28 protein-coding genes and 1 pseudogene are annotated in these 24,140 nt (G+C 37.5%); 13 read left to right on the top strand and 16 right to left on the bottom strand.

The window, feature by feature from the left end:
- Positions 1-24 precede the first annotated feature (24 nt).
- Complete coding sequence (locus PSE83_RS02885) at positions 25-792, bottom strand: basic amino acid ABC transporter substrate-binding protein (protein ID WP_004254527.1); 768 nt, start codon at positions 790-792, stop codon at positions 25-27.
- Positions 793-1,090: 298 nt separating this feature from the next.
- On the opposite strand from PSE83_RS02885, the gene PSE83_RS02890 reads away from it, so the two are divergent.
- The 6 genes from PSE83_RS02890 to PSE83_RS02915 all read left to right on the top strand — a co-directional run bounded on the left by PSE83_RS02890 (position 1,091) and on the right by PSE83_RS02915 (position 6,562).
- Positions 1,091-1,999 (top strand): AEC family transporter, encoded by a 909-nt coding sequence (locus PSE83_RS02890; protein ID WP_004254524.1) that lies wholly within the window; start codon positions 1,091-1,093, stop codon positions 1,997-1,999.
- A gap of 104 nt (positions 2,000-2,103) precedes the next feature.
- Positions 2,104-3,564: an AMP nucleosidase gene (locus PSE83_RS02895; protein ID WP_377146078.1), complete on the top strand. Its 1,461-nt coding sequence runs from the start codon at positions 2,104-2,106 to the stop codon at positions 3,562-3,564.
- Positions 3,545-4,108, top strand: coding sequence for a GNAT family N-acetyltransferase (locus tag PSE83_RS02900; RefSeq protein WP_004254518.1), 564 nt, complete (start codon positions 3,545-3,547; stop codon positions 4,106-4,108). The genes PSE83_RS02895 and PSE83_RS02900 overlap by 20 nt, the downstream gene beginning before the upstream one ends.
- 30 nt (positions 4,109-4,138) lie before the next feature.
- Positions 4,139-4,561, top strand: coding sequence for a helix-turn-helix domain-containing protein (locus PSE83_RS02905; RefSeq protein ID WP_004254515.1), 423 nt, complete (start codon positions 4,139-4,141; stop codon positions 4,559-4,561).
- Positions 4,562-4,666: 105 nt separating this feature from the next.
- Entirely contained in the window at positions 4,667-5,626 is a 960-nt protein-coding gene (accA, locus tag PSE83_RS02910) for an acetyl-CoA carboxylase carboxyl transferase subunit alpha (RefSeq protein ID WP_004254511.1), read from the top strand.
- Positions 5,627-5,671: 45 nt separating this feature from the next.
- A complete protein-coding gene (locus PSE83_RS02915) occupies positions 5,672-6,562 on the top strand; it encodes a LysR family transcriptional regulator (RefSeq protein ID WP_004254508.1) in 891 nt (296 codons plus the stop codon).
- On the opposite strand, the gene PSE83_RS02920 is transcribed toward PSE83_RS02915, so the two are convergent.
- The 5 genes from PSE83_RS02920 to PSE83_RS02940 all read right to left on the bottom strand — a co-directional run bounded on the left by PSE83_RS02920 (position 6,563) and on the right by PSE83_RS02940 (position 9,235).
- A complete protein-coding gene (locus tag PSE83_RS02920; protein WP_004254505.1) occupies positions 6,563-7,021 on the bottom strand; it encodes an RES family NAD+ phosphorylase in 459 nt (152 codons plus the stop codon).
- Entirely contained in the window at positions 7,018-7,479 is a 462-nt protein-coding gene (gene parS, locus PSE83_RS02925; protein WP_004254502.1) for a type II RES/Xre toxin-antitoxin system antitoxin, read from the bottom strand. The genes PSE83_RS02920 and parS overlap by 4 nt, the downstream gene beginning before the upstream one ends.
- Before the next feature lie 88 nt (positions 7,480-7,567).
- Complete coding sequence (locus PSE83_RS02930) at positions 7,568-8,035, bottom strand: DUF1456 family protein (protein WP_036957750.1); 468 nt, start codon at positions 8,033-8,035, stop codon at positions 7,568-7,570.
- A 187-nt stretch (positions 8,036-8,222) separates the two neighbouring features.
- Positions 8,223-8,537, bottom strand: coding sequence for an AzlD domain-containing protein (locus PSE83_RS02935; RefSeq protein WP_004254498.1), 315 nt, complete (start codon positions 8,535-8,537; stop codon positions 8,223-8,225).
- Positions 8,534-9,235, bottom strand: coding sequence for an AzlC family ABC transporter permease (locus PSE83_RS02940; RefSeq protein ID WP_004254495.1), 702 nt, complete (start codon positions 9,233-9,235; stop codon positions 8,534-8,536). Before PSE83_RS02940 ends, PSE83_RS02935 begins: the two co-directional genes overlap by 4 nt.
- A gap of 473 nt (positions 9,236-9,708) precedes the next feature.
- Here PSE83_RS02940 and leuE point away from each other — a divergent pair, with 473 nt between their 5' ends.
- Both leuE and PSE83_RS02950 read left to right on the top strand, forming a co-directional pair.
- A complete protein-coding gene (gene leuE, locus PSE83_RS02945; protein ID WP_004254492.1) occupies positions 9,709-10,350 on the top strand; it encodes a leucine efflux protein LeuE in 642 nt (213 codons plus the stop codon).
- A 351-nt stretch (positions 10,351-10,701) separates the two neighbouring features.
- Entirely contained in the window at positions 10,702-11,175 is a 474-nt protein-coding gene (locus tag PSE83_RS02950; protein ID WP_036957747.1) for an NUDIX hydrolase, read from the top strand.
- A 23-nt stretch (positions 11,176-11,198) separates the two neighbouring features.
- On the opposite strand, the gene PSE83_RS02955 is transcribed toward PSE83_RS02950, so the two are convergent.
- A complete protein-coding gene (locus tag PSE83_RS02955; protein ID WP_004254484.1) occupies positions 11,199-11,813 on the bottom strand; it encodes a LysE family translocator in 615 nt (204 codons plus the stop codon).
- A 149-nt stretch (positions 11,814-11,962) separates the two neighbouring features.
- Here PSE83_RS02955 and PSE83_RS02960 point away from each other — a divergent pair, with 149 nt between their 5' ends.
- Together PSE83_RS02960 and ddlA are read left to right on the top strand one after the other, a co-directional pair.
- Entirely contained in the window at positions 11,963-12,847 is an 885-nt protein-coding gene (locus PSE83_RS02960; protein WP_004254481.1) for a LysR family transcriptional regulator, read from the top strand.
- 133 nt (positions 12,848-12,980) lie between these two features.
- Positions 12,981-14,084 carry a D-alanine--D-alanine ligase gene (gene ddlA / locus PSE83_RS02965; RefSeq protein WP_036957745.1) on the top strand — a complete coding sequence of 368 codons (1,104 nt, stop codon included), beginning with the start codon at positions 12,981-12,983 and terminating at the stop codon, positions 14,082-14,084.
- 47 nt (positions 14,085-14,131) lie between these two features.
- On the opposite strand, the gene PSE83_RS02970 is transcribed toward ddlA, so the two are convergent.
- The 5 genes and pseudogenes from PSE83_RS02970 to PSE83_RS02990 all read right to left on the bottom strand — a co-directional run.
- Positions 14,132-14,683: a hypothetical protein gene (locus PSE83_RS02970; protein WP_004254476.1), complete on the bottom strand. Its 552-nt coding sequence runs from the start codon at positions 14,681-14,683 to the stop codon at positions 14,132-14,134.
- A 117-nt stretch (positions 14,684-14,800) separates the two neighbouring features.
- Positions 14,801-15,574, bottom strand: a complete 774-nt coding sequence (locus PSE83_RS02975) for a GNAT family N-acetyltransferase (RefSeq protein ID WP_036957743.1) — start codon at positions 15,572-15,574, stop codon at positions 14,801-14,803.
- A gap of 3 nt (positions 15,575-15,577) precedes the next feature.
- On the bottom strand, positions 15,578-15,766 hold the full coding sequence (locus PSE83_RS02980; RefSeq protein WP_109912282.1) for an FAD-binding oxidoreductase: 189 nt from the start codon (positions 15,764-15,766) through the stop codon (positions 15,578-15,580).
- 186 nt (positions 15,767-15,952) lie between these two features.
- Positions 15,953-17,113: an MFS transporter gene (locus PSE83_RS02985; protein WP_004254467.1), complete on the bottom strand. Its 1,161-nt coding sequence runs from the start codon at positions 17,111-17,113 to the stop codon at positions 15,953-15,955.
- A gap of 13 nt (positions 17,114-17,126) precedes the next feature.
- Positions 17,127-17,393: pseudogene (locus PSE83_RS02990) on the bottom strand (inositol monophosphatase family protein); the annotation flags it as partial.
- Between the two features lie 145 nt (positions 17,394-17,538).
- Here PSE83_RS02990 and PSE83_RS02995 point away from each other — a divergent pair.
- Entirely contained in the window at positions 17,539-18,459 is a 921-nt protein-coding gene (locus PSE83_RS02995) for an alpha/beta hydrolase family protein (protein ID WP_004254440.1), read from the top strand.
- A gap of 137 nt (positions 18,460-18,596) precedes the next feature.
- Here PSE83_RS02995 and PSE83_RS03000 read toward each other — a convergent pair whose 3' ends face one another.
- Positions 18,597-19,379, bottom strand: a complete 783-nt coding sequence (locus tag PSE83_RS03000) for a GNAT family N-acetyltransferase (protein ID WP_172767188.1) — start codon at positions 19,377-19,379, stop codon at positions 18,597-18,599.
- A gap of 184 nt (positions 19,380-19,563) precedes the next feature.
- On the opposite strand from PSE83_RS03000, the gene yqfB reads away from it, so the two are divergent.
- Positions 19,564-19,893 carry a N(4)-acetylcytidine aminohydrolase gene (yqfB, locus tag PSE83_RS03005; protein ID WP_004254432.1) on the top strand — a complete coding sequence of 110 codons (330 nt, stop codon included), beginning with the start codon at positions 19,564-19,566 and terminating at the stop codon, positions 19,891-19,893.
- 85 nt (positions 19,894-19,978) lie between these two features.
- Here the strand turns inward: yqfB and PSE83_RS03010 are convergent, their stop codons facing one another.
- From PSE83_RS03010 to PSE83_RS03020, 3 genes are all read right to left on the bottom strand, one after another.
- On the bottom strand, positions 19,979-20,968 hold the full coding sequence (locus PSE83_RS03010) for a D-cysteine desulfhydrase (RefSeq protein WP_004254429.1): 990 nt from the start codon (positions 20,966-20,968) through the stop codon (positions 19,979-19,981).
- A 15-nt stretch (positions 20,969-20,983) separates the two neighbouring features.
- Positions 20,984-22,411, bottom strand: a complete 1,428-nt coding sequence (locus PSE83_RS03015; protein ID WP_004254427.1) for a Na+/H+ antiporter NhaC family protein — start codon at positions 22,409-22,411, stop codon at positions 20,984-20,986.
- A gap of 176 nt (positions 22,412-22,587) precedes the next feature.
- Positions 22,588-23,130, bottom strand: a complete 543-nt coding sequence (locus PSE83_RS03020; RefSeq protein ID WP_004254423.1) for a GNAT family N-acetyltransferase — start codon at positions 23,128-23,130, stop codon at positions 22,588-22,590.
- Positions 23,131-23,285: 155 nt separating this feature from the next.
- On the opposite strand from PSE83_RS03020, the gene PSE83_RS03025 reads away from it, so the two are divergent.
- Positions 23,286-24,140, top strand: a complete 855-nt coding sequence (locus PSE83_RS03025) for a helix-turn-helix domain-containing protein (RefSeq protein WP_004254420.1) — start codon at positions 23,286-23,288, stop codon at positions 24,138-24,140.

The following is a 24,140-nucleotide window of genomic DNA, read 5'->3' on the forward strand; positions in this document are numbered from 1 at the left end:
TAGATGGCTTTAAGTTAAATTTAATTATTGTTTTGGTAATTGAGGAACATTTTCATCAAACCATTTTTGGTAAATTTTATTGTATGTACCGTCTGCAATAATCTTATCTAAGCCATTATTTATTTTTTGCTGTAATTCACTATTCCCTTTAGCGACAGCAATACCAAAATATTGTTTTTCGAAATGGTTATCGTAAATCAGTTTAAATTTTTTCTCAGGGTGCGTTTTTATATAATATTTAATTACGCCGACATCACCAACTGCAGCGTCAATGCCATCTTCGAATAGTTCTTGTAATAAAAGAGGAGTATTGTCAAAACGTTTGATTGCTGTACTGTTTTTACCTATTACATCAGAAACAACAATATCACCAGTGCTGGAGTTCACAACACCTACATTCAGGTCTTTTAAGCTATTTAAGTCTTTAACATCAGATGTTTCACTGATGACGATCGCTTGCTCAGCCGGGAAATAGGGGTTAGAGAAATCAACCATATTTTTGCGTTTATCTGTAATTGTGATCCCCGAAATTAAAATATCTCTATCACCAGACGATAAGGTCGCAAAAATCCCTTCCCAAGGGGTATTGACAAGTTTAACGTCAAAACCTTCTGCTTCTGCAATTGCTTTAATGATATCAATATCAAAGCCTTCGAGCTGTTTTTGGCTATTTTCATATTCAAACGGACGGTAAGTCCCACCAGCACCAACGGTATAGCTTTCTTTTGCGTAAACATTCCCGGCGAAGGCTGCCAATGACATACAGCCAGCAAAAACTAATTTTTTAAACATACCAACCTCTTTAATTATGCATTTATAATGAATAAAAATACATAATATTGAACTCCTAAGCAAATGATTTTTATATGCCGAAGTGAGATAAGTTTAGGAGCTTGTGTTTTAAGGGCGGAAAAATATATTATTTAAATATAAATAAGAGAAAGTCGATGCAATCTCGATTTAATCGAAAATAAGCTAAGAAAAGCAAAATATGGGAATAGCGCTTTTTTTACCTATCAGCTACAAAAATTTAACGATAGACTGATTAACAAACTCACTTAATGCTCAAATAAAAACAGATTACGTTCTCATGGATAAGATTCTATTAGTTTTGTGGCCATTATTTGCTCTGATTACAATGGGATTTGTATTGCGTCGCTCGACAATATTCACCGCTGATTTTTGGCCGAGTGCTGAAAAATTAAACTATTTTATTTTGTTTCCTGCATTATTAATTAACAGTCTCGCAACGGCACCTTTGAACAACCCTAAATTACCCTATTTAGCGAGCGCCATCCTTTGTGTTTTAGCGATTAGTTCAGTGTTAGTTCTAGGTTGTAAATATTTATTCAAAATACCTATTCCGAGATTTGGCGCGCATATCCAAGGAATAACGCGTTTTAATACTTATTTAGGGTTGGCAATTGTTGCTGATTTATTTGGCAAAGAAGGGATCGCTATTGCTGCGGTAATTATGGCTGTTTTAGTACCAAGCTGTAATGTCATTGCTGTGCTTTCGTTATCTTCAGGACAAAAGGTTTCAGCTAAGCAAATTTTATTACCAATCATAAAAAATCCATTGATCATTTCCTGTGTCGTTGGCGTGTTATTGAATATATCCCCAGTGGGATTACCCTTTGGCTCGGACCAATTTTTAAAACTGCTCGCAGCTGCCAGCTTACCATTAGGCTTAATCTGTATTGGAGCCGCATTACAAACCTCAACACTAAGAAATGAATTTAAGCCTATTATGGCGTCAACATTGTTACGTTTACTTCTTATGCCTATTTTAGCATTAACAGTGGCGGGCTTATTTTCTTTGCCAAACCTTGAAACAATTCTATTAGTACTATTTTTTGCTATTCCTACTGCGCCAACCGCTTATATTTTAACGCGTCAGTTAAATGGGGACAGCCAACTAATGGCAGGTATAATTACATTACAAACCGTGGCTGCGGTATTCACATTACCAATTGTTTTATCCTTTGTAGTACATTAACTGTGATATAAGTACGTTAATCGCGATATATTTTGCAACTGTCACATTGATACTCTATGTTATCGGAGATAATTTTATCTGATGATAAGGAGTTGTGTGTGTCTTTGGAAAAATGCCAGAAATATGAAAACTTATCTATTGAAGATGTTTTAGATAAACTTTCGTTGTTATATAGCAATGCGATTGATTCATTAAGAGATGCTATCGCTATTTATGTAAAAGAAGGCCGCATACCCGATATTACAGAAAGGGAAAATGGGTTATTTGCTTATCCCGAACTGTGTGTTACATGGGAAGGCAAAGTTGATCATTGCGAAAAAACCCGTGCTTATGCACGTTTTGTTAAACGGGGTGATTACACCATTACGGTGACTCAGCCAGAACTATTCCGTGCTTATTTAGTTGAGCAATTATCTATCCTACAACAGGATTATGATGTCACTTTTTCCGTTCGCCCTTCAAAAATTGAAATTCCTTATCCTTTTGTCATTGATGGTTCAGATTTAGCATTAGATAGGAGTATGAGCAGTAATTTAGCTGCACATTTTCCGATAACCGATTTATCTCATATCAGTGATGATATTACAGATGGTTTGAACTCTGCTACGGATGAAATGCCGCTGTCTCATTTTGATGCATTACGTGTGGATTTTTCATTAGCGCGATTAAAGCATTATACAGGAACCCCACCTGAACATGTTCAACCGTACATTCTTTTCACTAATTATAATCGTTATGTCGATGAATTTGTGAATTGGGCATGTGAACAGGTACGTGATCCTGAAAGTCGTTATATTGCATTATCTTGTGTTGGACATAATTATTTAACCGCTGAGAATGCAGATCCACAAATTGCGACTTCTGATTTAACATGGAAAAAATTTCAAATGCCTGCATATCATCTAATCGCTAGAGATGGGGCAGGAATTACTTTAGTAAATATCGGTGTTGGTCCTTCAAATGCAAAGAATATTTGCGATCATTTAGCCGTTTTACGACCACATGCTTGGTTGATGATTGGCCATTGTGGTGGGTTAAGAGAAAGCCAAAAAATTGGCGATTATGTTTTGGCCCATGCTTATTTGCGTGATGACCATATTCTTGATGATGTATTACCGCCAGATATTCCTATTCCAAGTATTGCGGAAGTCCAGCGTGCGCTATATGACGCTACAAAACAAGTTAGCAATATGCCTGGGGAATTGGTAAAACAACGTCTACGAACTGGAACCGTTGTTACAACAGATGACAGAAATTGGGAATTACGTTTTTTTGCAACAGCTCGCCGTTTTAGTTTAAGCCGCGCGGTTGCCGTGGATATGGAAAGTGCCACAATTGCAGCTCAGGGGTATCGCTTCAGGGTTCCTTATGGCACGCTGTTATGTGTTTCTGATAAGCCTCTGCATGGTGAAATTAAATTGCCCGGTCAAGCAAACAGTTTTTATGAAGGTGCAATCTCAGAACATTTGCAAATAGGTATTCGTGCTATTGATTTATTGAGGAAAGAAGGGGATAAATTGCATTCAAGGAAATTAAGAACGTTCGATGAACCCCCATTTAGATAGCAAGGAGAAGCAATCAATGGCTGTAATACCTGAACTTGAAACAGATAGACTGATATTAAATAAACACCAAGTAAGTGATTTTCCTGCACTTGCGAAGTTATGGGCGACTGAGTCAATGGTTCGTTACATTGGGGGTATGCCTTCTAGTGAGCGCGAATCATGGATGAGAATGTTAGCTTATGGTGGTTTATGGCCATTACTAGGCTTTGGCTATTGGGCTGTCCGTGAAAAAGCGAGTGGTCAATATATTGGTGATTTAGGTTTCGCGGATTTTCATCGTATGGTCGAACCCCATGTTAAAGGCATTCCAGAAGCGGGTTGGGTCATTGCACCTGAACATCAAGGAAAAGGCTATGCAACAGAGGCTATGCAGGCTGCACTGTCTTGGCTGACGAAAGAAAATAAGTATCGGCAATCTATTTGTTTTATTGAACCGAGGAACTTAGCTTCTTTACGTGTGGCTGAAAAGTTAGGTTACGTTGTTGACCGTGAAATTTTTATGAATGGCACGATTACGGTGTTACTGCGCCAACAATTAGCCTGATTAGCGAGTATTATAGCGGGTTAGTATTTCATGTCTGATGAGTTAGATATTTCTCAAGTTAGCCAATTATCAGGTTTAGCAGCATCAACCCTACGTTATTATGAAGAGAGAGGGCTGATTAAGCCGATAGGGCGTAAAGGGTTAAAACGGGTTTATCACGGGAAAGACGTAATAAACCGTTTGTCTTTAATTGCATTGGGGCAAGAAGCTAAATTTTCACTCGATGAAATTGCTAGCATGCTCAACCATAAGGATGGCCCTAATATTGAACGTGCTAGCCTACTTGAAAAAGCAGAAGAAATTGAGCAAACCATACAGGGGTTACTAGCCTTAAAAAAGGGTATTTTGCATATTGCGAATTGTCCTGAAGAAAATCACTTTTTATGCCCTAATTTTCAAAAGATTATGGAAAACAGCTTAAAATCAAATTCGCTAAAGAAAAGTCAGCGTTAAAACATTATCCCATTCTTGATAACAATCAATCCTATTTTTAAGCATAGAATGGGATTGATTCTCTGATTACACTCCTAAGATTGCTGTTACCATTTTAGGAACATTATGACTAATCATTTTCTTGCATTTGAGAAACCTATCGTTGAACTCAATGACAAAATTGAAGCGCTTATTGCCTTCAAGCAAAAAGGACATCCATCAGAGATTAAATTAGAAGAAGAAATCCAGCTCTTGAGAAAAAAGAGTCATTCGCTTACGAAAACCATATTTGCATCGCTTGGGGCATGGGAGATTGTCCAATTAGCGAGACACCCATTAAGGCCTTATCCCCTTGATTATATTCCATTAATATTTACTGAGTTTCAGGAATTAGCGGGTGACCGAGCTTTTGCTGATGACAAAGCGCTGGTGGGTGGCCTTGCTCGTTTAGATGGTAGGCCGGTTATGGTGCTTGGGCAACAAAAAGGGCGGACAACAAAAGAGAAAGTTATGCGTAATTTTGGGATGCCATCGCCAGAAGGCTACCGTAAAGCACTTCGTTTAATGAAAATGGCGGAACATTTCCACTTACCAGTGATGGTATTTATTGATTCTGCTGGGGCTTACCCCGGTGTTGGTGCTGAAGAGCGCGGGCAAGCAGAAGCTATTGCACGCAATATTATAGAAATGTCTCATTTAAAAACCCCTATTATTTGTATCATTACAGGTGAAGGTTGTTCTGGTGGTGCATTAGGGATTGGTGTGGGGGATCGTATTAATATGTTGGAATACAGTACTTATGCGGCGATATCTCCAGAAGGTTGTGCCTCTATTTTATGGAAAGATTCCCAGAAGGCACAAATTGCAGCTGAAGTAATGGGAATGACCGCTCCACGGTTAAAAGAGTTAGGTATTATCGATACTATTATACCTGAGCCTTTGGGTGGAGCTCACCGCGACTATCAGTTAGCTGCACAACAATTAAAACAACAGTTACTCACTGATTTAAATGAGCTAACTCAATTAGACATAGACGAATTACTGGCACAGCGGTATCAAAAAATAATGGATTTTGGTTACTGCTAGTGCTATTAGTTCAAGTTAATAGCGCGTGAACTGTAGGAATTAGAAATGGCTGTTGACCTGAATTTATTGAAAGTGTTTATTGCCGTCGCGACACAAGGAAATTTTGTCAATGCGGCAAAGTTACTTTCAATGCCAACATCGAATGTGAGTCGTTATATTAAACAGTTGGAACAACAACTTAATAGCCAGTTAATTGAACGTACAACCCGGCAAATGCGGCTAACGGAAACAGGAAATATTTTATTTGAACAAAGCCAAAAACTAGTCAGTGAATTAGAGCAAGTTGTAGTGCAAATATGTCATCCACAACAAGTTACAGGTACGTTAAGGCTAACTATTCCCAGTGAATCCGGTAGTTTATTATTAGCAGATTTATTAGCGAAGTTTGCATTATCTCACCCACAATTGAATATTCACTGTGATACACAACTAATACCTCAAGATGTTATTAGTGATGATATTGATTTATTACTCACTTTTCATCGTGGTCATCTTGAAGACAGTAGCTATCACTCACGTCTGATCAAATCATGGCAAAGCGTTGTGGTTGCATCACCCCAATTAATTGAAAAAGTAGGAAAACCGTGTTCATACTCTGACTTAGCCAATATGCCGTGCATTTCGAGCTTGAGTGCATTACAGGGGCAACCGTGGATATTTATTGATTCATCTGGCTTACAGAAAAAAGTGATAATTGACAGCAGCTACCGAGTGAATAGTGGTATTTTGGCTCATGCTGCTGCAGTGAATGGGGTAGGTTATGCTATTTTGGCGTTAGATGCATGCGAAGAACAGATTAAACAGAAGAAATTAGTGCGGATAGCATTCGATGAAGTATCGCCAGCGCCTATAGAACTTCGCGCGGTTTATGCGAGCCGTAGTGCATTATCACCGAAAATAGATGCTTTTTTACAGTATTTATTAGCAAATATCTAATTATGCTAAGCGCGGGTCAACACTAAAATCTAGTGGTTTAACGGTATGTAAAGCTTTTTGAAATTGCGGATGTAACGGGTTAATAATTGCGTTGTATTCATAGGGAACAATACAAGAGGGAATTAATAATGCTAGACTATCTTGGTTATTAAGCCATATAGTGCCAATATCCATGGTGGAGGTTGGTGCGGGGTCTTGTTGCCAATCTGTCGGAAGGTGATCTAACGACAATTTCATCACGTACTTATCATTGATATCTATGGATAGTAAGCTGAACTGGCTCAATAGTATGTCTTGATTGATGTGAACGAGTATTTCAAGGGTCGCTAATGAAATACTTGTTGAAGTATAAACAGCAGGAGTCCCTTTATGATTCCAACGCCCGCCGTAGAGCATAGCTCCTTGGCCCGACCATGCATCATGCGCAAAATTGGATTTAACCAATCGATATAAAATCATGAGAATACGCCATGTTCAATACGGCCAATCAAATCAATCACTTCAATGGCTCCGCTTTCTGTCGCAATAAGCTCAATAGGGCGTAAATGTCCTAACCCTTTAACTGGGTGGTTAAGCCAATCACTTGCCGCGTGCTTATCTCCATTAAATAAACGCACCGCAGCATCGAATACCCGCACTAGACGAGCAATTCTCTCACTTTCATCAGCATTAAGGGGCTGGCCAGCATTTTTACGTCGAGCAATATTGCGCTCATTAATGCCGGATATTCGCAATAATTCAGTTTTGCTCATTCCTGACCATTCTTGGATATTGTCTAAGACAGAGACAGATAGGCCTTGACGCAAGAAATGAGTTAACTCAATACCACGTTCTGCGGGTAACCCTACATGGCGCCACAGTGGTTTAAAGGATGAAGCAGTCGGTTGAAGTGGGGTTGTGGGGATATAGTTTCTCATTTGAATCTCCTGACATTTGTCACTTCTATTATAGACAAATGTCAGGAGAATGCAAAATTAATGAATAAAAAACAAACAAAAATAACGGTTATTTATCACCACGTAGGCGAATTGTCAGGCCTTTTAGGAAGTAACGCAGTAATTGGTCTCCACATTCGCGATAGTTTTTATGCCCAGGTTTACGGAAAACTGCGTTAAGCTCAGGCTTGGATACACGAAAATCAACAAGCTGATAAATTTCAATCATATCCGTATCTTTTAATTCAAAAGCCACGCGTAATTTTTTGAGCATAATATTGTTATTAAGTCGGCTATCGACTTCGGGAGCGGGGTGGTTTTCATCTTTACCACGGCGGTGATAGATTAAGCCATTTAGAAAATGCCCCATTACATTATCGTTACATTCAACATATTCAGGTTCATTATCTTTTTTTAACCAAGCCACCATTTCTTCTTTTGTGACAGCCAAATCTGCGAGTTTTACGATTTTAACCATTTGGGCGTCGCTTAAGTCCAACATATAGCGAACGCTGCGTAAAACATAATTATTAAGCATGGTATTGTATTATCCATTATCTATAAAGGTTAATTGGCTATTTATTGAGTAAGGCCAATAAAGTATTCACTATGACAATCAATGACAGGGTGAAATTGAAAAGGAATGTATTTTGAGAGGGCTATATTATGAGGGATTAACCAAGATAAAGCAAAGCGCTGAACGATGCTTTATCTTAAATAATAAGTTAACCGATAAAATAAATAAGAGAATAGAAAAATACTAAGGTAAGGCCGACAGTTAGCAGCATGTTTTTTAATACAGAAGCCACGATGACACAGAATAGCGCCCCCCATAAATAAGGATTATCAGGGAAGGATCGCAATTCATGGTTTTCTAATAGGATAACAGGGGCACAAATTGCGGTTAATAAACAAGGTGCTGAATACCCTAATGCTTGACGAACCACAAGAGGAAGGCGTATTGGCAACTGTGGTATTAGAAAAATATAACGTAGAGTAAAAACAACCGCTGTTAAGGTAATAATTAAAAGCCAAATCATTTTTCCTCCTTCAATAAACGTGAAACGGCTACCGAAACAAACATCCCACCCACACCTGCGATAACAATAGCACTACTGAAGGAGTACATTGAAAGTACGATAGCGACGACGAGTGAAAAGATCACGCCACACAACGTACTTATTTTTTTTGTTAATGGAACGACGATTGCAAGCAAAGTTGCCACGACAGAAAAGTCGAGATGTAAGCGGCTCAAATCGCCTACAATATTGGCCATTGCAATCCCACAAAGACTAGTAATTAACCAAACGAGATAAAAACTAAACCCCGCACCAAACAAATAAGGAAAGCTTAAACTCTGACGTTTAGCAGCGCTAATTGCAAATAATTCATCTGTTAATAAGAAACCGATACTAAGGCGCTGAGGAGTTGTAAAGTCTTTAACTTGGGGGCGTAATGTCAGTCCATAAAGTAAATGCTGGGAAGTGATAAAAAAAACAGAAATAACAATCGTGATATAGCCAGCACCCGAGTTAAGCAACCCAAGGGTGACTAATTGTGCTGCACCTGCAAATACCATCGCGGACATCGCTACGCTTTGCCAGAAATCGAGACCAGTTTCGACCGCCATTGAACCTGCTAAAACTCCCCAAGGAATAACAGCAAGATTAAGAGGAGCGGTATGAACAGCGCCTGCCATCATTGCTTTTTGCCATTGATTACTTTGTTGTGACACCATTTACGCTAACCTTATTGTAATTTTGAACACTTATATAACTTGATTGATTTTAAAGAGATGAAATATTAGTAATGGGCTATTTTAGTTTTATACTGGCTTGATCCAATTTTACTTTTAAATAGCACGAACTTTTATGTTATAACGCGAAACCTTAATCAAATCACTACTACTGCTTTTATTTATTCTATAAAATTAAATGCTGATTTAATTATCTATTTTAGCATTTACAACTACTTGATTGGCTATTTATAGTTAGCTTCTAACTAAGGTTCTTGTTTTGGGTTATTATTCTGTTTTTTGATCTTTATTCATTGTTGTTTATCTGGTATTTTAATATTATTTGGATTTATATTTTATATTGGCATTATTATGTGGTGATATCTTTTATAAGTAATGTGAAGCCTGTATCATATAGTCATAAATAAATGATGTGAATTTTTTGTTATAACTTTTATTGAGTTAGCGGGTTTCCTATGCTTGAAAATCTCGGTATTACAAACTTATGGACTTATCTTATCGGTGTTATTTTTATTACATTGGTACCAGGCCCTAATTCTTTATTTGTTTTAACTAGCAGTGCAAAATATGGTGTGAAAAATGGTTATAAAGCCGCATTAGGTGTCTTTACAGGAGATGCTGTGCTCATTTTTCTATCATTTTTAGGCGTTGCATCTTTAGTAAAAACATCACCTATCTTTTTTAGTGTTATAAAATACGCAGGGGCGGCTTATTTATTTTATTTAGGGATTAAAACCCTGTATAGCGTATTGCATAAGAAAGAAAATACAGGTGATGTTGATTCAATTATCTTAGAAACCAAGGGCACCTATAAAAAAGCCGTTTTTTTAAGTTTACTAAATCCTAAGATGATCATTTTCTATGTTTCATTTTTTATCCAATTTATTGACCCAGCTTACCCAAGTGCAGGTGTGCCATTTTTCATACTTGGCCTAATTTTAGAAACTTGTAGCATGATTTATTTATCACTGCTGATTTTTGGTGCTGTTGCCGTAACGAATATGGTTAAACATAATAAAAAGCTTTCGAAGTTCTCTAATAGCTGTATTGGTGCTGTATTCTTGATGTTTGGAGCAAAACTTGCATTAACCGCGTAATGGTTTTATCAGAAATAGCCAGTCTATGTGCTGGCTATTTCTCTAATTTGTTCAATTTATTGCGCATCTTTATGATGAACAATAACAAATCTCATGGGTTTTTATTTTGTTCCCCATTCTCAAAGTTCATAGCTTGTTGCTTATAAAAATCAAATTCTTTTTTCAATTTAACCACCTGAGTTAATAATCAATCGCTATCAGCTAAGCATACGATAATTTCTTTCCGCTGACTGCGCTTTAAATGCCTCATGTAAGTTGAAATGGTTACCGTGACTGGAAGGCAACAAGGTGTTAGGCTCAACACCAGAAATACAATGTAAGAATAACAAAATAAAAAAGGGATGTGGTGAGATGAGAGAGGAAGTTAAACATTTTACGGCAACAGCAATGATCCGTAATGAGCATGGTGAGTTTTTATTACACGAACATCAAAAACTTGGTTTTTGGTTACCTCCAGGCGGTCACATTGAAGCAAATGAAGAACCACAACATGCTGTTTTCCGAGAGGTTCTTGAAGAAACTGGATTAGAGTGCCAAGTGGTCAGTTGCGGTTTCCCCTTTGTATCGCAAGTGCAGGATTCATCCCATACACAAGTATTACCGTTGCCCATCGCTATCTTGAAAGAATTTATTGCGGATAAAAAGAAAGGGAACCATTGGCATATTGATATGATTTACTTATGTGAGCTATTACCCTCATCACAATCGCCTTTTGCCCCATTTGAATGGGTGCCATTTGACCAACTCGCCAAACTCAATATTCCAACCGATGTGGTTGAGTTGGCGAAAGTGGTCAATGAATATTATCGATTGCAGGGTAAATAACTACCATGAATGTGAATGTGGAGTTAGTTTATATTAAAGAATAGTAGAGATAATCCCAATAAAATCAGTAGAATTCCAATCGTTCGGTCCATAATAAATTGGTAGTTAAGAATTTTGTTTCTGACTGCTGGCGTTGCAAAGAAAATAGCAATTAGACTAAACCAAAGCCAATGAGTGAAAGAAATAAATAGGCCATAACTCAAATTTAGCCAAATTGAGTTCTGTGTACTGATAACTTGGCTATACACAGAAACCACAAAAAACATGGTTTTTGGGTTTAATGCATTTGTCAGAAAACCATTTTTAAACGCGTTTAGGGCCGATAATGGCTTTGATACTGCTTTATCTGAGGATATTTTTACTTTATTGGTCAATGATTTAAATCCGATGTATACCAAGTAAAACACCCCAATAAGTTTAACGATTAAGAATAATGCGGGTGAACTCATAATGACCAAAGTGATGCCAAAAATGGTATAAAACACATGAACCTGCACACCAATAGCAATACCTAGCGCACACAGTAAGCCTGTTTTAATGCCATAGGTATAACTATTACGAGTTACCATAGCAAAGTCTGGCCCCGGACTAATGACTGCTAAAATGGTAATAGTTGCAACTGCAATAATTTCATTCATATTAATTTCCTAAAAGGTAATGAAAACAGACCAAAAACAGATTTATTCTGAAATTGTTTGTTCATTTATTGTTTTTATTATCAATAGATTGAATAAAACTAAAAAGCGATTTATCCTGACATAAATCTGTCAGTTTTTATTACCTATATATGAAACTACCACCGTTAACGTCATTACGTTTTTTTGACACTGCTGCGAAAGCAGGTAGCTTTGTGCAAGCGGCTCAAGAGCTGAATGTGACTCATAGTGCGATTAGCCGACAAATTCGTTTATTAGAAGAACACCTTGGTGTTGAGCTATTCGAACGAAGGAACCGTGCTGTATTTTTAACGGCGAATGGACGAATATTGTTACAAACAACCAGTGTAATATTTGAACAGCTCAAGGAGGGTGTTGAAAAGATAAAAAACAGTACCTTTCCTGATGTTGTTAGTTTGTCTTGTGAACCTACAATCGCAATGAAGTGGTTAATTCCTCGGCTTACACATTTTTATCAACAATATCCCCATATTACAGTGCATTTAGTGGCGGCAGGTGGTGTTATCGATTTCACAAAAACGAATGTTGATTTAGCATTGAGGCGTAATGATTTCAAATGGAATGACAACCTTTGCGCGGTGAAAGTGTGCTCAGAATGTATGGGCGTCGTGGTTCGGCCTGAACTTGATTTTAAAGAAAACTTTAGTCATATAACGCTACTGTCAACTCTATCTAGGCCAACTGCATGGGAAACTTGGCAAAATATAAAAGAAATAGCGCTTCAAAATAATAAAACTATTACATATGAACACTTTTATTTGTGTATACAAGCGGCTTTGGCTGGGCAAGGGGCGGCGCTTGCGTCATTTTTGATGGTTGCAGATGAAGTAAAATCGAAACAATTAACCGCGCCATATGGCTTTATTGAAGATAATTCAGCATATTATTTATTGTCATCTAAACCTGTAGAGCAAGGCAGTGCAGCGGCTATTTTTACGCAGTGGCTAATTGAACAGGTGAATATCAGTATTGAAACTCTGATAGATAAAAGATAATTAGCTATCAAAAAAAGAAGGTTTGGTCATAAAGCCAGCTAATCTTAATGAAAAATAAATAATTTATGCCATAACCTTTTCTTTGCGTGCTATATTTCTCGGCTAGGTTTGGTGTTTTATGTCGGAGCAAATAATGAGCAAAATACGAGTCGGTGTTATTTTTGGTGGCCGATCAACAGAACATGAAGTTTCACTACAGTCTGCTAAAAATATTATCAATGGGTTAGATCGCAATAAATTTGATGTATGCCTTTTAGGGATTAATAAAGAAGGGCAATGGCATGAATATAACGAATCTGATTTTTTATTGCATGGTGATGATCCCTCTCGTATTGCGTTGAATACGCCTAAGCGAGCTATCGCACTTGTTCCAGGTAAAACAAGCGAACAGTTTATTTCGTTAGAAGATGCTAAGCCATTGCCACAAATCGATGTTATTTTCCCTATTGTTCACGGTAACTTAGGTGAAGACGGCTCGTTACAAGGTTTATTGCGCATGGCGAATTTACCATTTGTCGGTCCGGGGGTTTTAGGTTCCTCTGCCTGTATGGATAAAGACGTTACCAAAAGATTACTTAGAGATGCAGGCTTAAATATTGCTCCGTTTATAACAGTGCTCAAAAATGAGCGCGCAACAACTGAATATGAAGCGACCGTGGCGCAATTAGGTTTACCACTTTTTATTAAACCAGCAAATCAAGGTTCATCTGTCGGGATCAGTAAAGTCAGCACTGAATCGGAATTTTACGCAGCACTGGACTTTGCTTTCTTATTTGATATGAAAGTCCTTATTGAAAGTGCAGTAAAAGGGCGTGAGATTGAATGCGCCGTACTGGGTAATGAAGAACCTCTTGCCAGCCCTTGTGGTGAAATCGTATTACACGATAGTTTCTATGCGTACCACACTAAGTATATTGATGAAAATGGCGCCTCTGTCGTGGCTCCTGCACAGTTAGATGCTGCGGTGAGTGATAAAATACGCGAGATTGCCTTATCCGCGTATCGCGCATTAAATTGCAGTGGAATGTCCCGTGTGGATGTTTTTTTAACGGAAAACAACGACGTAGTTATCAATGAAATCAACACATTGCCTGGCTTTACGAACATCAGTATGTACCCCAAATTGTGGCAACAAGCGGGTATGACATACCCGCAATTAATCAGCCGCTTGATTGAGTTAGGAATTGAAAAATTCCAACAAACTGCGATGTTGAAAACGGCATGTGATGAGCTTTAATTGCTGAAAAAATACTATCTCGGTAGTTTTTATGGCTACCGAGATGTTTATTTACCCTGAACTTGAGCTTTCATTTGTTGTAAAAATAAGTTTGTTTCTTTTGGTGAGGTGAGTCGAACAAACTGAATATGGCGTAAGTTGATATTTGCCATATGACTTAGATTTCTTTTCTTATTTGGATAGTAAGTCTTTAGTAGCCACAGAATTATCGAGTCACGACTGAAAAAAGCATTTTTCCAACGTTCTTTATTACCTGTATTTGCCCACAACTCTTGCCCTGAACGAATGCGCGACAATGTGCGCGTAATCGACTGATAAAGCGTTCTTGGTAAGGAGTAATCCAGCCATACCACCATATCAACCTCTTTCCATTTAATGGGTTGGGTTCGAGTATAGTTTCCATCAAGAACCCATCCAGATACCGCTTTATCTAATGCAGCGGTGAGTTTCTGGTTAAGCGCATCATCCGAAGAACCTTGCCAATTCGCTAACCAATATAAGCTATCCAATTCGATAGAAGGGACGTTTAACAACAGCGAAAGTTGTTGGCAAAGGGTACTTTTACCGCTACCACTAGTGCCAATAATATTAATTTTCATATGTAAATATTAGATAATTTTGTCATTATGATTAATCTGGAATGACTGAGCTTGGAACCACTGTGTGAACAATGATCCCACTTCAGATAGCTCTACAAATAACATTATGGTTATAAATTATTTGCACCAAACATAATTGATATAGCGAAAGAGAGGTTCAAATCCAAATTTTTTATACAAATCAAATCCCGCTTCAGACGCATCTAGGAAACAGTGTTCTACACCTTGTTGGCGGCAAAATGCTAACGCATAATCAATAAGTTGTGAAGCGTAACCATTACCTTGATGGCTTGGCTCGGTACCAATATCATCAAAACGCGCTAACGTACCTTCGATCGTCACCGTCATGGAGGTCGCTGGTTCACCATTAACGAGTAACACAAGGTGAAACTGCGGGGCGCCTTGTTGTAATGCATCCTCATGATAACGCACATATTCCTGAATAACCTGGTCGTGCTCTTCAGACAGGTAAAACGCAGAAACCAGAGGCTTTGCCCACAAGGACAAATCGTGATTCGCTAAGACGATATCAACTTGGTTATCAGGCAGTTCAACTTCATTTTGCTTTACTAAGGTCAGCGCCATTGCAGTCGTGACACTGTCACGTTTATACCCTAATGACTCAGCCTCAGTTACCACCTGCGGGAGCATCTCTTCGGGGATCACTAAGGTATGGTTTTTCTTCTGTGAAACAAACAGGTTGTGAGCCTGCATAAAGGCGTGGCTGGTCGAGTCAGGCTGTAAATAGATAAAGTTAAACGCTGGCGAATTAAGGGGCGTTAAATAGCAAATTGTGTGTTGTGCAATCTGGATACTATGTTCACAAATAGATGTCCAGAATGTTTTTTCAATCGATTGATAATGTCTTAAATAGTACAACGGAATATTCATTTGTCAGTTACCTGATACAAAACGAGTTAATCGATATGGACCTAATGCGGCTTGTTCTATCCCATGCAAGATTTCATCTTGAGCCAATTGGCATATCAAAGGCGCTAGCGTAATCGCAGCGTGCATACTGATAATATATAAACCTTCGAAATCAGCAACTTTTCCGACAATTGGCATCTCATCTTTAGGCATAGGTCGCATTCCTGTGAAAGCGTTTTCAAGATTTAGCGTGTTACTACCTATAAATGAATTTTTAATTGTTGTAAGGGCGTTTTGTGCGATAGCTAACGCGTTGTGTTCAGGCTTATCATCAATATAATCTTCAACACAGAGTATTTTACCTGAACCTGCAAGGGCTGCCTTATGAGATTCAAAAAATCACACACGGATAAAACGAGTCACAAAAGCAATAATAACTAATAATGCAGAAATTAATAATAATGCAGTTGCCAGGGACAGTTGAAAAGCAACAAAACCAATAGCTGCAGGTCCCGCCAAAATACCTAAATAGCCTAAAGTTGAAATTGCAGGTACGGCAAGGGCCTCTGGCATCGTTTTTTGCTTCCCTACAGCAGAAAACATCACCGGTACTATATTAGATGAACCTGCACCGACTAATGCAAAACCCATGATGGCAAATATAAGATGAGGAGATAAAACAGCAATAACAAAACCGAGGCAAGCGAGTAAAGCACCTAAAAATACGACGCGAGAGGAACCGACTCGCATAACAATTTTGTCGCCTAGTAATCGGCCAATCGTCATAGTTGTGGCAAAAGCAGCAAATCCTAAGCCGCCTAAAGTTTCTTCTAATCCATGGTGTTCAATTAAAAATACAGCTCCCCAGTCAAGAACTGCACCTTCAGCAAGAAAAACGGCAAAACAAACAACCCCAATAACCAAAACAATGCCTTTCGGTATAGCGATAAGAGGGCCTGTTGGGGTGTTAGCGTAAGGGATTAAACCGTTATAGCAAATAGCTAATAAAACTACGGCAATAACTGAAACGATGATTGATGCCATTGTCGCGGAAACACCAAGCAACAAGATCAAACTCATGGTACCTGCACCAGCTATCCCCCCGACACTATAAAAACCATGAAAGCCGGACATAATTGGCTTATCAGATGATTTTTCAACAATCACCGCTTGAACATTCATCGCGCAATCTGTTAAGCCAATGAAAATTCCAAATAATAATAAGGCAATGATAATAAAGTTAATTTGCGATAAAGAGGATAAAATGGGGAATAACAAACTAAAGGCGATGGTAGAAAACACCATTAAACGGCGGCAACCAAATTTGGCAGCTAATGCACCAGTTACTGGCATAGCAATAAGTGCTCCTCCACCGAAACATAATAGTAGCATGCCAAGGGTGGCATCATTTGCCCCTGTGTTAAGTTTGACATAAGGAACAATGGCTGCCCAGGCCGCGGTAACAAAACCGGCAATAAAAAAAATAATTCGAGTAGAAACTTGTTCCCTTTTCGCAGGCATAAAGGAAACATGACTATTAACTTGTTGAGTAGATTGCATTTTATAATACTTCTTAAAAGATAAAATTAACTACCTGTATTAAGATAGCCAGAATTTGTTCATGAAGGTTTGGGTAGCCTGTTGCTACAACCGTACCACCAATTTCAGCTCAGCAACCATCTAATGTAGTCACTTTGCCAATAGCACGTTCTATAATAGGGATTAATGGAACAATATCATAAGGTTCCAGTGCGAATTCGACACAAATATCGATTTTACCCGCTGCTAACATTGCCATTGCATAGCATTCTCCCCCATAGCGAGTCATTAATACTTGTTTCTCAAGCGCCATAAAAAAATTGTACAGGTCTAAACCGTATATCTATATTTAATCTTGTTTTACGAGGGCATTTTAGGCGCTATTTGTTATAAAAAACTCAATATAATATTGTCGAAAGGTCCTTATAGAACATGATGAGTGTGCAATGAAACTAAAAATTACGCCTTTGTTGTTTTCAATTTATCCATTAAGTGTATTTGCACAGAATTTACCTGTGAGTATGCAAACTATGCACTTTGCAGGCAAAGATATAAATTATTATTTAATCCAAAAACAAGCCAAAAAATCAAAGGATTTATTAGTTTTATTACAAGGCTCAGATTGTAAAAGCGTCATTAATAACCCCAATATGTTGAAAAATTTCGGGGCTGTATTTCCTCATAATGATATTTTATTAGTTGAAAAAACAGGATTAAACAGCCAAGTGGGGGTTAATGGCGAAGAAGCTTCAGAAGAAGAATGTCCTGTTGACTACATGTCGAAAGACTCGCCATTAGAACGCGCCAATAATTATGTAGCAGTATTAAAGCAATTAAAAAATGATTACCAACACATAGTGCTATTAGGCGGAAGTGAAGGTGCGCTGGTAACTAATTTAATTGTTGCACAAGAAAACTTTATTACCGCATCCGTTGCATTGAATGTTGGCGGCCAACACTTCATTAATGATGTTCTATATAGTATTGAAAATAATACACCTAAAGAAGAAATTGCTAACTCAAAGGAAGGTTTTAAACAATTTGCAGAAGCGGTAAAACAAAAGCAATTAAATAACGACCAATTTGTCAGCGGCCATGGCTCGAAATGGTGGTATGAGATGCTCACCATTGACAATTTAAAACTTATCCAGTCAGTTAAAACCCCACATTTGGTGATACAAGCGATGGCGGATACCAACGTGGATGCTCATGGTACAGATAATATGATGAAACAAGTTCGTAATACCCATGTTAGTTACCGTTCTTATCAAGATTTAGACCATTATTTCAAAGATAAAGATGGGCAGTTGCACACTGAACAAATTGTGACAGATATTCAGCATTGGTACCAAACGGTGACAAAATAAATATACTGGGAGTTATCATTATATTAATCCCCATGATTGTGTCACTAGGTGTAGTTTTGCGATTAGTGATTACATTAAACCTTATTTTTTTAGGTAAAGTAAAATGCATCTTGATTATTAAGATGCATTCAATAAAATCACTCCGAAATATAGCTGTAGTAATTAAAAATAGGTTCAAAACCCAGTTTTTTGTAGATAGATAACCCTTCACTGGATGACTCCAATACACACTGTTTAATCCCTTGTTGATGGCAAAGGTATAGCGCATGTTTAATAAGTGAAGTCGCGAGCCCTTTACCTTGGTATTGAATATCAGTACCAATATCATCAAGTCGAGCTGTTTCATTATTAAATGTCATAGTTAAGGTTGAGACTGGTTGCTGATCTGCAAATAAGACTAAATGCACCATATTAGTTTGTTTATCAAGTGCTCTTTGGTGATAACGAATATACTCGTCAGTAACAGTTGAGTCACTTTCATCTGTATCAGAATCGACATGGAATGCTGTAATTAACGGCTGAGCCCAATCTTTGAGTCGCTCATTACTCTGTATTATCTGAAAATCAGTATTAAGCGGTGGTGGTGAATTGTATTGAGACAGAGCCCCTTGTGGCAAAATCATTGCGGTTGATTCACCATCAAAGACTAATCTCCGTGTTATTATTTCTGACTCAAATAGTGAAAGTATTTGGTCATGAACAACCAGCACATAAGGCTTAGTTTGTTTTTTGAACAGCGCTTCGGCCTTCTCGTAATCTGAAATGAGTGCGCCTTGGTGGAGGTAAATATAATTAAATATAGGCAATGGTAGCTCAGAAAAATAAGCACTAGTTTGGTTGCTAATTTTCACCGTATTTGCACATATTGCAGACCAAAAATAGTATTCTTGTTGATAGAACAAATTTTCATTGTTATCCATTATGTGTACTCAGTTTATAGACGTAGATAATCTTTTTATGGCCTGATTGTATATAAAACGGAATGATCGCTATAGTGTTCGTATAATTGAAAGCACAAAAAGAACCATTTTATTGCAATTTATTGGATTTATAAGAAAATAGGTCTTCCTAGAAAAGAGATTGTATAAAAATAAGAGAATTATTATGAATAACGCACCAGACACGATAACCTTTTTTGAGCGTTTACTTCCATTGGTGGTTTCCGGTAAAAAAATTATCACTATTCGTGATAAAAGCGAGAGCCATTATGTTCCTGGGAGTATTGTGAAGGTATACGCGCTGGAAACAGGTGAATATTACACTGATATTAAAATATTGTCGGTAGAGCCCATTTCTTATGATGACATTTCTGAATACCATGCTAAACAAGAAGCCATGAGCCTAGAGACGTTGAAAGCGCTTATCAAAGAGATTTACCCAAACGAGCAATATTTATACGTGATCACTTACCAATTATTGGATAGTACAGACTAATCAACAATAATAAAGAGGGAAGTCGAGTATTTTAGCTTTACAAAGGAAGATAAAAGGGCAATCTGGCCCTTTTATCTGATGATGATTACTTAATTGTTTGGCTAATATCTGAGTAAGCAAATAATGCTTGGGCTCCACCCGTATGAATAAACAGAACGGGAGTTTTTTCTTCAGAGCTTTCCAAGTAGTCAATTAACCCAGCCATGGCTTTACCGGTATAAACTGGGTCTAATAAAATACCTTCTTGCCGCGCTAATAAGTTGATTGCGGCGAGGCCTTTTTGGTTTGGCATTCCATACATGGGAGCAAAAAAGTTATCCCATAATTGTACTTCAGGTGTTTTAGCTAGACCCAACCATTGAGCCAGTTCGGATTGCAATTTTTCAACTTTAGGGGCTTGGTCTTGTTGCTTTCGTGACACTGTCACGCCAATTACTTGGCTCTGTGGTAGTAATTCTTGTAAACCAATGGCAAGCCCTGCATGGGTTCCAGCACTTCCTGAAGCAACAATAATTTTATCAAATTCAATATGTTCTGGTTTCTGTTGAGCTATCTCAATAGCGCATTGGACATAGCCTAAAGCACCTAATGTATTTGACCCACCCACAGGGACAATATAGGCATCTTTAAGAGAAAGTGTTTTAATTAGCGCTTCCATTTGGGATTGTGGGTCGGTTAATTCATCACACATCACACAACGGGTGGCAAATAAGTCAGTTAATAATTTATTACCATTATGCAGAAAGTTAGGGTTATCACTTTTAATTGGATTTTCTAATAACGCAACGCATTCAAGCCCATACATGGCAGCAACAGCTGCAGTTTGGCGGACATGGTTTGATTGAATTGCCCCCGCGGTAACAATAATTTTTGCTTTTTTGGCTAATGCATCAGCCATTAAAAATTCTAGTTTACGCAGTTTATTTCCCCCCATAGCAAGGGGAGTCATATCATCACGTTTTATATAAATCTCACGACCAAACTTATGCGATAAATTATTCAATCGATTAAGTGGAGTTGACGAGTTAAGTAAATCTATTTTTGCGTACTGTGTTAGTTGTTGTTGGATAGACATCTAAACTCCCAATAATTAATAAGAAAAACCAAGGTAAAGGTAAATAGCAAGAACAATACTGGCAGTTACTAACGCATAAGGCATTTGAGTACGAATATGCTCAATATGTTCGCAGTCTGTCGCCATTGAAGCAACAATAGCATCCGCAGAAATTGGGGAGGTCATATCGCCAAATATTGAGCCAGAAATTGCTGCACCAATCATATATTCAACAGGCATTCCTACAGATAAACCTAATTGAACCCCGATAGGTATCATTATCGCGAAAGTTCCCCAAGAGGTGCCTGTTGCTAAAGACATAATGGCGCTAATTATAAAGATAAATCCAATAGAAAAACCTGGGGCCATAACTCCTTGAGTGACTTCAGCAATATAGGCTCCCGTGTTTAACTCAGCAGAGACATTTCCCATCAAGAACGCTAAGATCATAATTGAGCTGATTTTTAGCATATTGGCGTAGCCGATAAATAATTCTTTAAAGAATTCATCAATATTTAGTAACCGCCGACCGATAAACCAACAGAAAGATACCACAGTACCAAACATGACTCCCCAATATACGGATGTCGAACCACTTCCTTTGCTAAAGTCACCGTCACCAGTGATATATAGTGCGATAGGGACCATTAACACCGTAGATAAAATAGGAATAAAGAAGTTTAATGAAGAATGAGCGTTAGGGTGATCAATAATCTCTTCTTCATTATCTTGGCTTTGTAACTGGGAAATATTCCCCTCAATAAAATTTTGTTGATATTTATCTTCAGCTTTTTTCATGGGACCCCATGAAATATTGGTAAATACATAGAATAGGATAGTTATAATAGATAACCATGCCATTAAATTGTAACCAATCGAAGTAATTAAAATATCAAAGGGCTCGCCTTGAATCAGACCTTGGGAAATTTGTACCCCGATTAACCCCATTATTACTGCACCCCAACCATTGATGATGGCGGAGGAACAAACAGAAACACATGCTGTTTGGATAATATAGGACATTTTTTCAGGAGCAACACCATATTGTCGTGCTAGATTTTTAGTTGAGGCGCCAGCGACTAATTGGTTAATTGAGCTTTCAATAAAAATAAGAGAAGTAATGATAATGGCAAGAAACTGGGTAGATTTACGGTTTTTAATCAGTTTTGTCTTATTGGTTAGTAGCTGAACTAATGCTCGAACTCCGCCTGTCACAACAACAAGCCTCATTATCCCTCCGATCATGACCATAAAGACAATTGTTCGCGTATTCCCTGCAGATGAAAATGTATCAATAATACCATCAACGGTACCTTGCACACCTAATAATAGGTTGTGATCGTTAATGACAGTAAAACCAACGAATATTCCTAGCATTAATGAAAGCATGACTTGGCGAGTTAATATCGCCAAAATTATAGTCACAATGGGAGTGATAACGGTCCAAATACCATAGTCCTGCATGTGTTTACCTGTGATCCTAGTGAAAGTATGAATTTTATAATTATTGAAAAATCATAGCATTAATAGGAACACGGTAGAATAATTTTATTCATCATTGAAATGAGTTGTGACAATAAATTAATAAGAAAAAGGCCAAACAGATAAATGCTGGCCACATGTATAGATAGAATCAAATATTACTGTCGAGTTTGCCACTCTTTAGCGGTTATTTTACTAATATCTTCTGTCTTAGTTTCACCAATTAATTCAATAAATTGTGGTTCAAGAGTTGCATAGTATTTGAAGCCGCATTTTTCTTGGGCAATTTTAGATTGTTCGTTACCTTGAAAGTAACCACACCATAAATTATCTAATTTCAAATTAGTGAATGCATGGTGCATGATGGCGTTAATTGACTCTGGTATAAGGCCTTTACCCCAGAACGGTACACCAATCCAATAACTGACTTCTGCATCATTTTCCCCAATGGGAAAATTACTTTCATGGCTAAATGATAATCCAATCAGGCCAATAGCTTGGTTTTCATTTTTTAACGTTACCGCGTAAATTTCATCTCGCATAAAAATATTCTTGATGATAGAAAGACTCTCTTCTTCATTTTTGTGAGCAGGCCAACCTGCGATAGGGCCAATTCTTTCATCTTTTGCATAGAAATATAAATCAGCGGCATCTGTTTCTTGCCAAGGACGCAATACTAACCTATTTGTTGCAAGTACCATTTTCTAATCTCCCCCGTTATGGTATCCCTTAATTTGAAGGCTATTTTAGGTATTTATGAAAATAAAATAAGGGCATAACTTGTACATTATGGGTACTTATGACAACTTTTTTGTTATGATATGCGTTATATGAAGTAAATCAAAACACAACAATCATGCAGCATTTAAAAAATTATCAAATTGATTTACCTGAAGCCATTCGGATTGGTGAAAGTAATATGGAAGAGATGCAATTTAAACCGATTAAAACATCTTATGTGGCGGTTTGTGTATGCAAGCAAGGATATGGAGTCTTCAATATTAATTTCAAACGGCATCTGATACGCAAAAACGATATTATCATTTTATACGATGATTCTTTTGCAATGCTGCAAGCCAAATCACGTAAATTTCGTTTGGAATATTGGTTGATTGATAAAAAGCTAGCAACAGAAATTGCCTATGTATTACCAAATCAATTATTTGCTTTTTTTAATGATTTTCCTGTTATTTCAATTCCATTAGAAAAAATTGCACTGTTTGAAAGCTGGAGATACATTCTTTTAGCTATAGTGTCTAATTGGGGTAAATATGGGGTATTACAATTAAAAAACCATTTACAAAATTTATTTTTAGAAATCAGTAATCATGCACAACACATTTCTATAAAACCAGAAAATAAAAGCCGCCAAGAGCAGCTGTGTTGGCGTTTTTGGGACTTAATTACAACTCACTGTAAGCAGCATAAAGAAGTGAAATTTTATGCTGAACAATTGTCTATTACACCATTCTACTTGTCCAAAATTAGTCAAAATTTTTTTAATGACCCACCAAAAGTATTAATAGATAGGCAAGTTATTTTAGAAATAAAAGCATTATTAGAAATTGGTAATTTATCCATTAAGCAAATTGCTGATGAATTAAATTTTGAAGATACATCTTATTTATGCCGTTACTTTAAACGGCATACAGGAATGACGTTAACAGGATTTAAAAAACGCATTGCACAAAAAGAGCTGAAAAACAAATAA

This window comes from Providencia sp. PROV150 (genome assembly GCF_028481025.1).
GTDB classification, from domain to species: Bacteria; Pseudomonadota; Gammaproteobacteria; order Enterobacterales; family Enterobacteriaceae; genus Providencia; species Providencia hangzhouensis.

Excerpts from the sequence above, each read along its gene's own strand:
- PSE83_RS02885 (WP_004254527.1), bottom strand. The coding sequence starts at position 792 with ATGTTTAAAAAATTAGTTTTTGCTGGCTGTATGTCATTGGCAGCCTTC.
- PSE83_RS02890 (WP_004254524.1), top strand. The coding sequence starts at position 1,091 with ATGGATAAGATTCTATTAGTTTTGTGGCCATTATTTGCTCTGATTACA.
- PSE83_RS02900 (WP_004254518.1), top strand. The coding sequence starts at position 3,545 with ATGAACCCCCATTTAGATAGCAAGGAGAAGCAATCAATGGCTGTAATA.
- PSE83_RS02905 (WP_004254515.1), top strand. The coding sequence starts at position 4,139 with ATGTCTGATGAGTTAGATATTTCTCAAGTTAGCCAATTATCAGGTTTA.
- accA (WP_004254511.1), top strand. The coding sequence starts at position 4,667 with ATGACTAATCATTTTCTTGCATTTGAGAAACCTATCGTTGAACTCAAT.
- PSE83_RS02915 (WP_004254508.1), top strand. The coding sequence starts at position 5,672 with ATGGCTGTTGACCTGAATTTATTGAAAGTGTTTATTGCCGTCGCGACA.
- PSE83_RS02920 (WP_004254505.1), bottom strand. The coding sequence starts at position 7,021 with ATGATTTTATATCGATTGGTTAAATCCAATTTTGCGCATGATGCATGG.
- parS (WP_004254502.1), bottom strand. The coding sequence starts at position 7,479 with ATGAGAAACTATATCCCCACAACCCCACTTCAACCGACTGCTTCATCC.
- PSE83_RS02930 (WP_036957750.1), bottom strand. The coding sequence starts at position 8,035 with ATGCTTAATAATTATGTTTTACGCAGCGTTCGCTATATGTTGGACTTA.
- PSE83_RS02935 (WP_004254498.1), bottom strand. The coding sequence starts at position 8,537 with ATGATTTGGCTTTTAATTATTACCTTAACAGCGGTTGTTTTTACTCTA.
- PSE83_RS02940 (WP_004254495.1), bottom strand. The coding sequence starts at position 9,235 with ATGGTGTCACAACAAAGTAATCAATGGCAAAAAGCAATGATGGCAGGC.
- leuE (WP_004254492.1), top strand. The coding sequence starts at position 9,709 with ATGCTTGAAAATCTCGGTATTACAAACTTATGGACTTATCTTATCGGT.
- PSE83_RS02950 (WP_036957747.1), top strand. The coding sequence starts at position 10,702 with ATGAGAGAGGAAGTTAAACATTTTACGGCAACAGCAATGATCCGTAAT.
- PSE83_RS02955 (WP_004254484.1), bottom strand. The coding sequence starts at position 11,813 with ATGAATGAAATTATTGCAGTTGCAACTATTACCATTTTAGCAGTCATT.
- PSE83_RS02960 (WP_004254481.1), top strand. The coding sequence starts at position 11,963 with ATGAAACTACCACCGTTAACGTCATTACGTTTTTTTGACACTGCTGCG.
- ddlA (WP_036957745.1), top strand. The coding sequence starts at position 12,981 with ATGAGCAAAATACGAGTCGGTGTTATTTTTGGTGGCCGATCAACAGAA.
- PSE83_RS02970 (WP_004254476.1), bottom strand. The coding sequence starts at position 14,683 with ATGAAAATTAATATTATTGGCACTAGTGGTAGCGGTAAAAGTACCCTT.
- PSE83_RS02975 (WP_036957743.1), bottom strand. The coding sequence starts at position 15,574 with ATGAATATTCCGTTGTACTATTTAAGACATTATCAATCGATTGAAAAA.
- PSE83_RS02980 (WP_109912282.1), bottom strand. The coding sequence starts at position 15,766 with ATGCCTAAAGATGAGATGCCAATTGTCGGAAAAGTTGCTGATTTCGAA.
- PSE83_RS02985 (WP_004254467.1), bottom strand. The coding sequence starts at position 17,113 with ATGCAATCTACTCAACAAGTTAATAGTCATGTTTCCTTTATGCCTGCG.
- PSE83_RS02995 (WP_004254440.1), top strand. The coding sequence starts at position 17,539 with ATGAAACTAAAAATTACGCCTTTGTTGTTTTCAATTTATCCATTAAGT.
- PSE83_RS03000 (WP_172767188.1), bottom strand. The coding sequence starts at position 19,379 with ATGGATAACAATGAAAATTTGTTCTATCAACAAGAATACTATTTTTGG.
- yqfB (WP_004254432.1), top strand. The coding sequence starts at position 19,564 with ATGAATAACGCACCAGACACGATAACCTTTTTTGAGCGTTTACTTCCA.
- PSE83_RS03010 (WP_004254429.1), bottom strand. The coding sequence starts at position 20,968 with ATGTCTATCCAACAACAACTAACACAGTACGCAAAAATAGATTTACTT.
- PSE83_RS03015 (WP_004254427.1), bottom strand. The coding sequence starts at position 22,411 with ATGCAGGACTATGGTATTTGGACCGTTATCACTCCCATTGTGACTATA.
- PSE83_RS03020 (WP_004254423.1), bottom strand. The coding sequence starts at position 23,130 with ATGGTACTTGCAACAAATAGGTTAGTATTGCGTCCTTGGCAAGAAACA.
- PSE83_RS03025 (WP_004254420.1), top strand. The coding sequence starts at position 23,286 with ATGCAGCATTTAAAAAATTATCAAATTGATTTACCTGAAGCCATTCGG.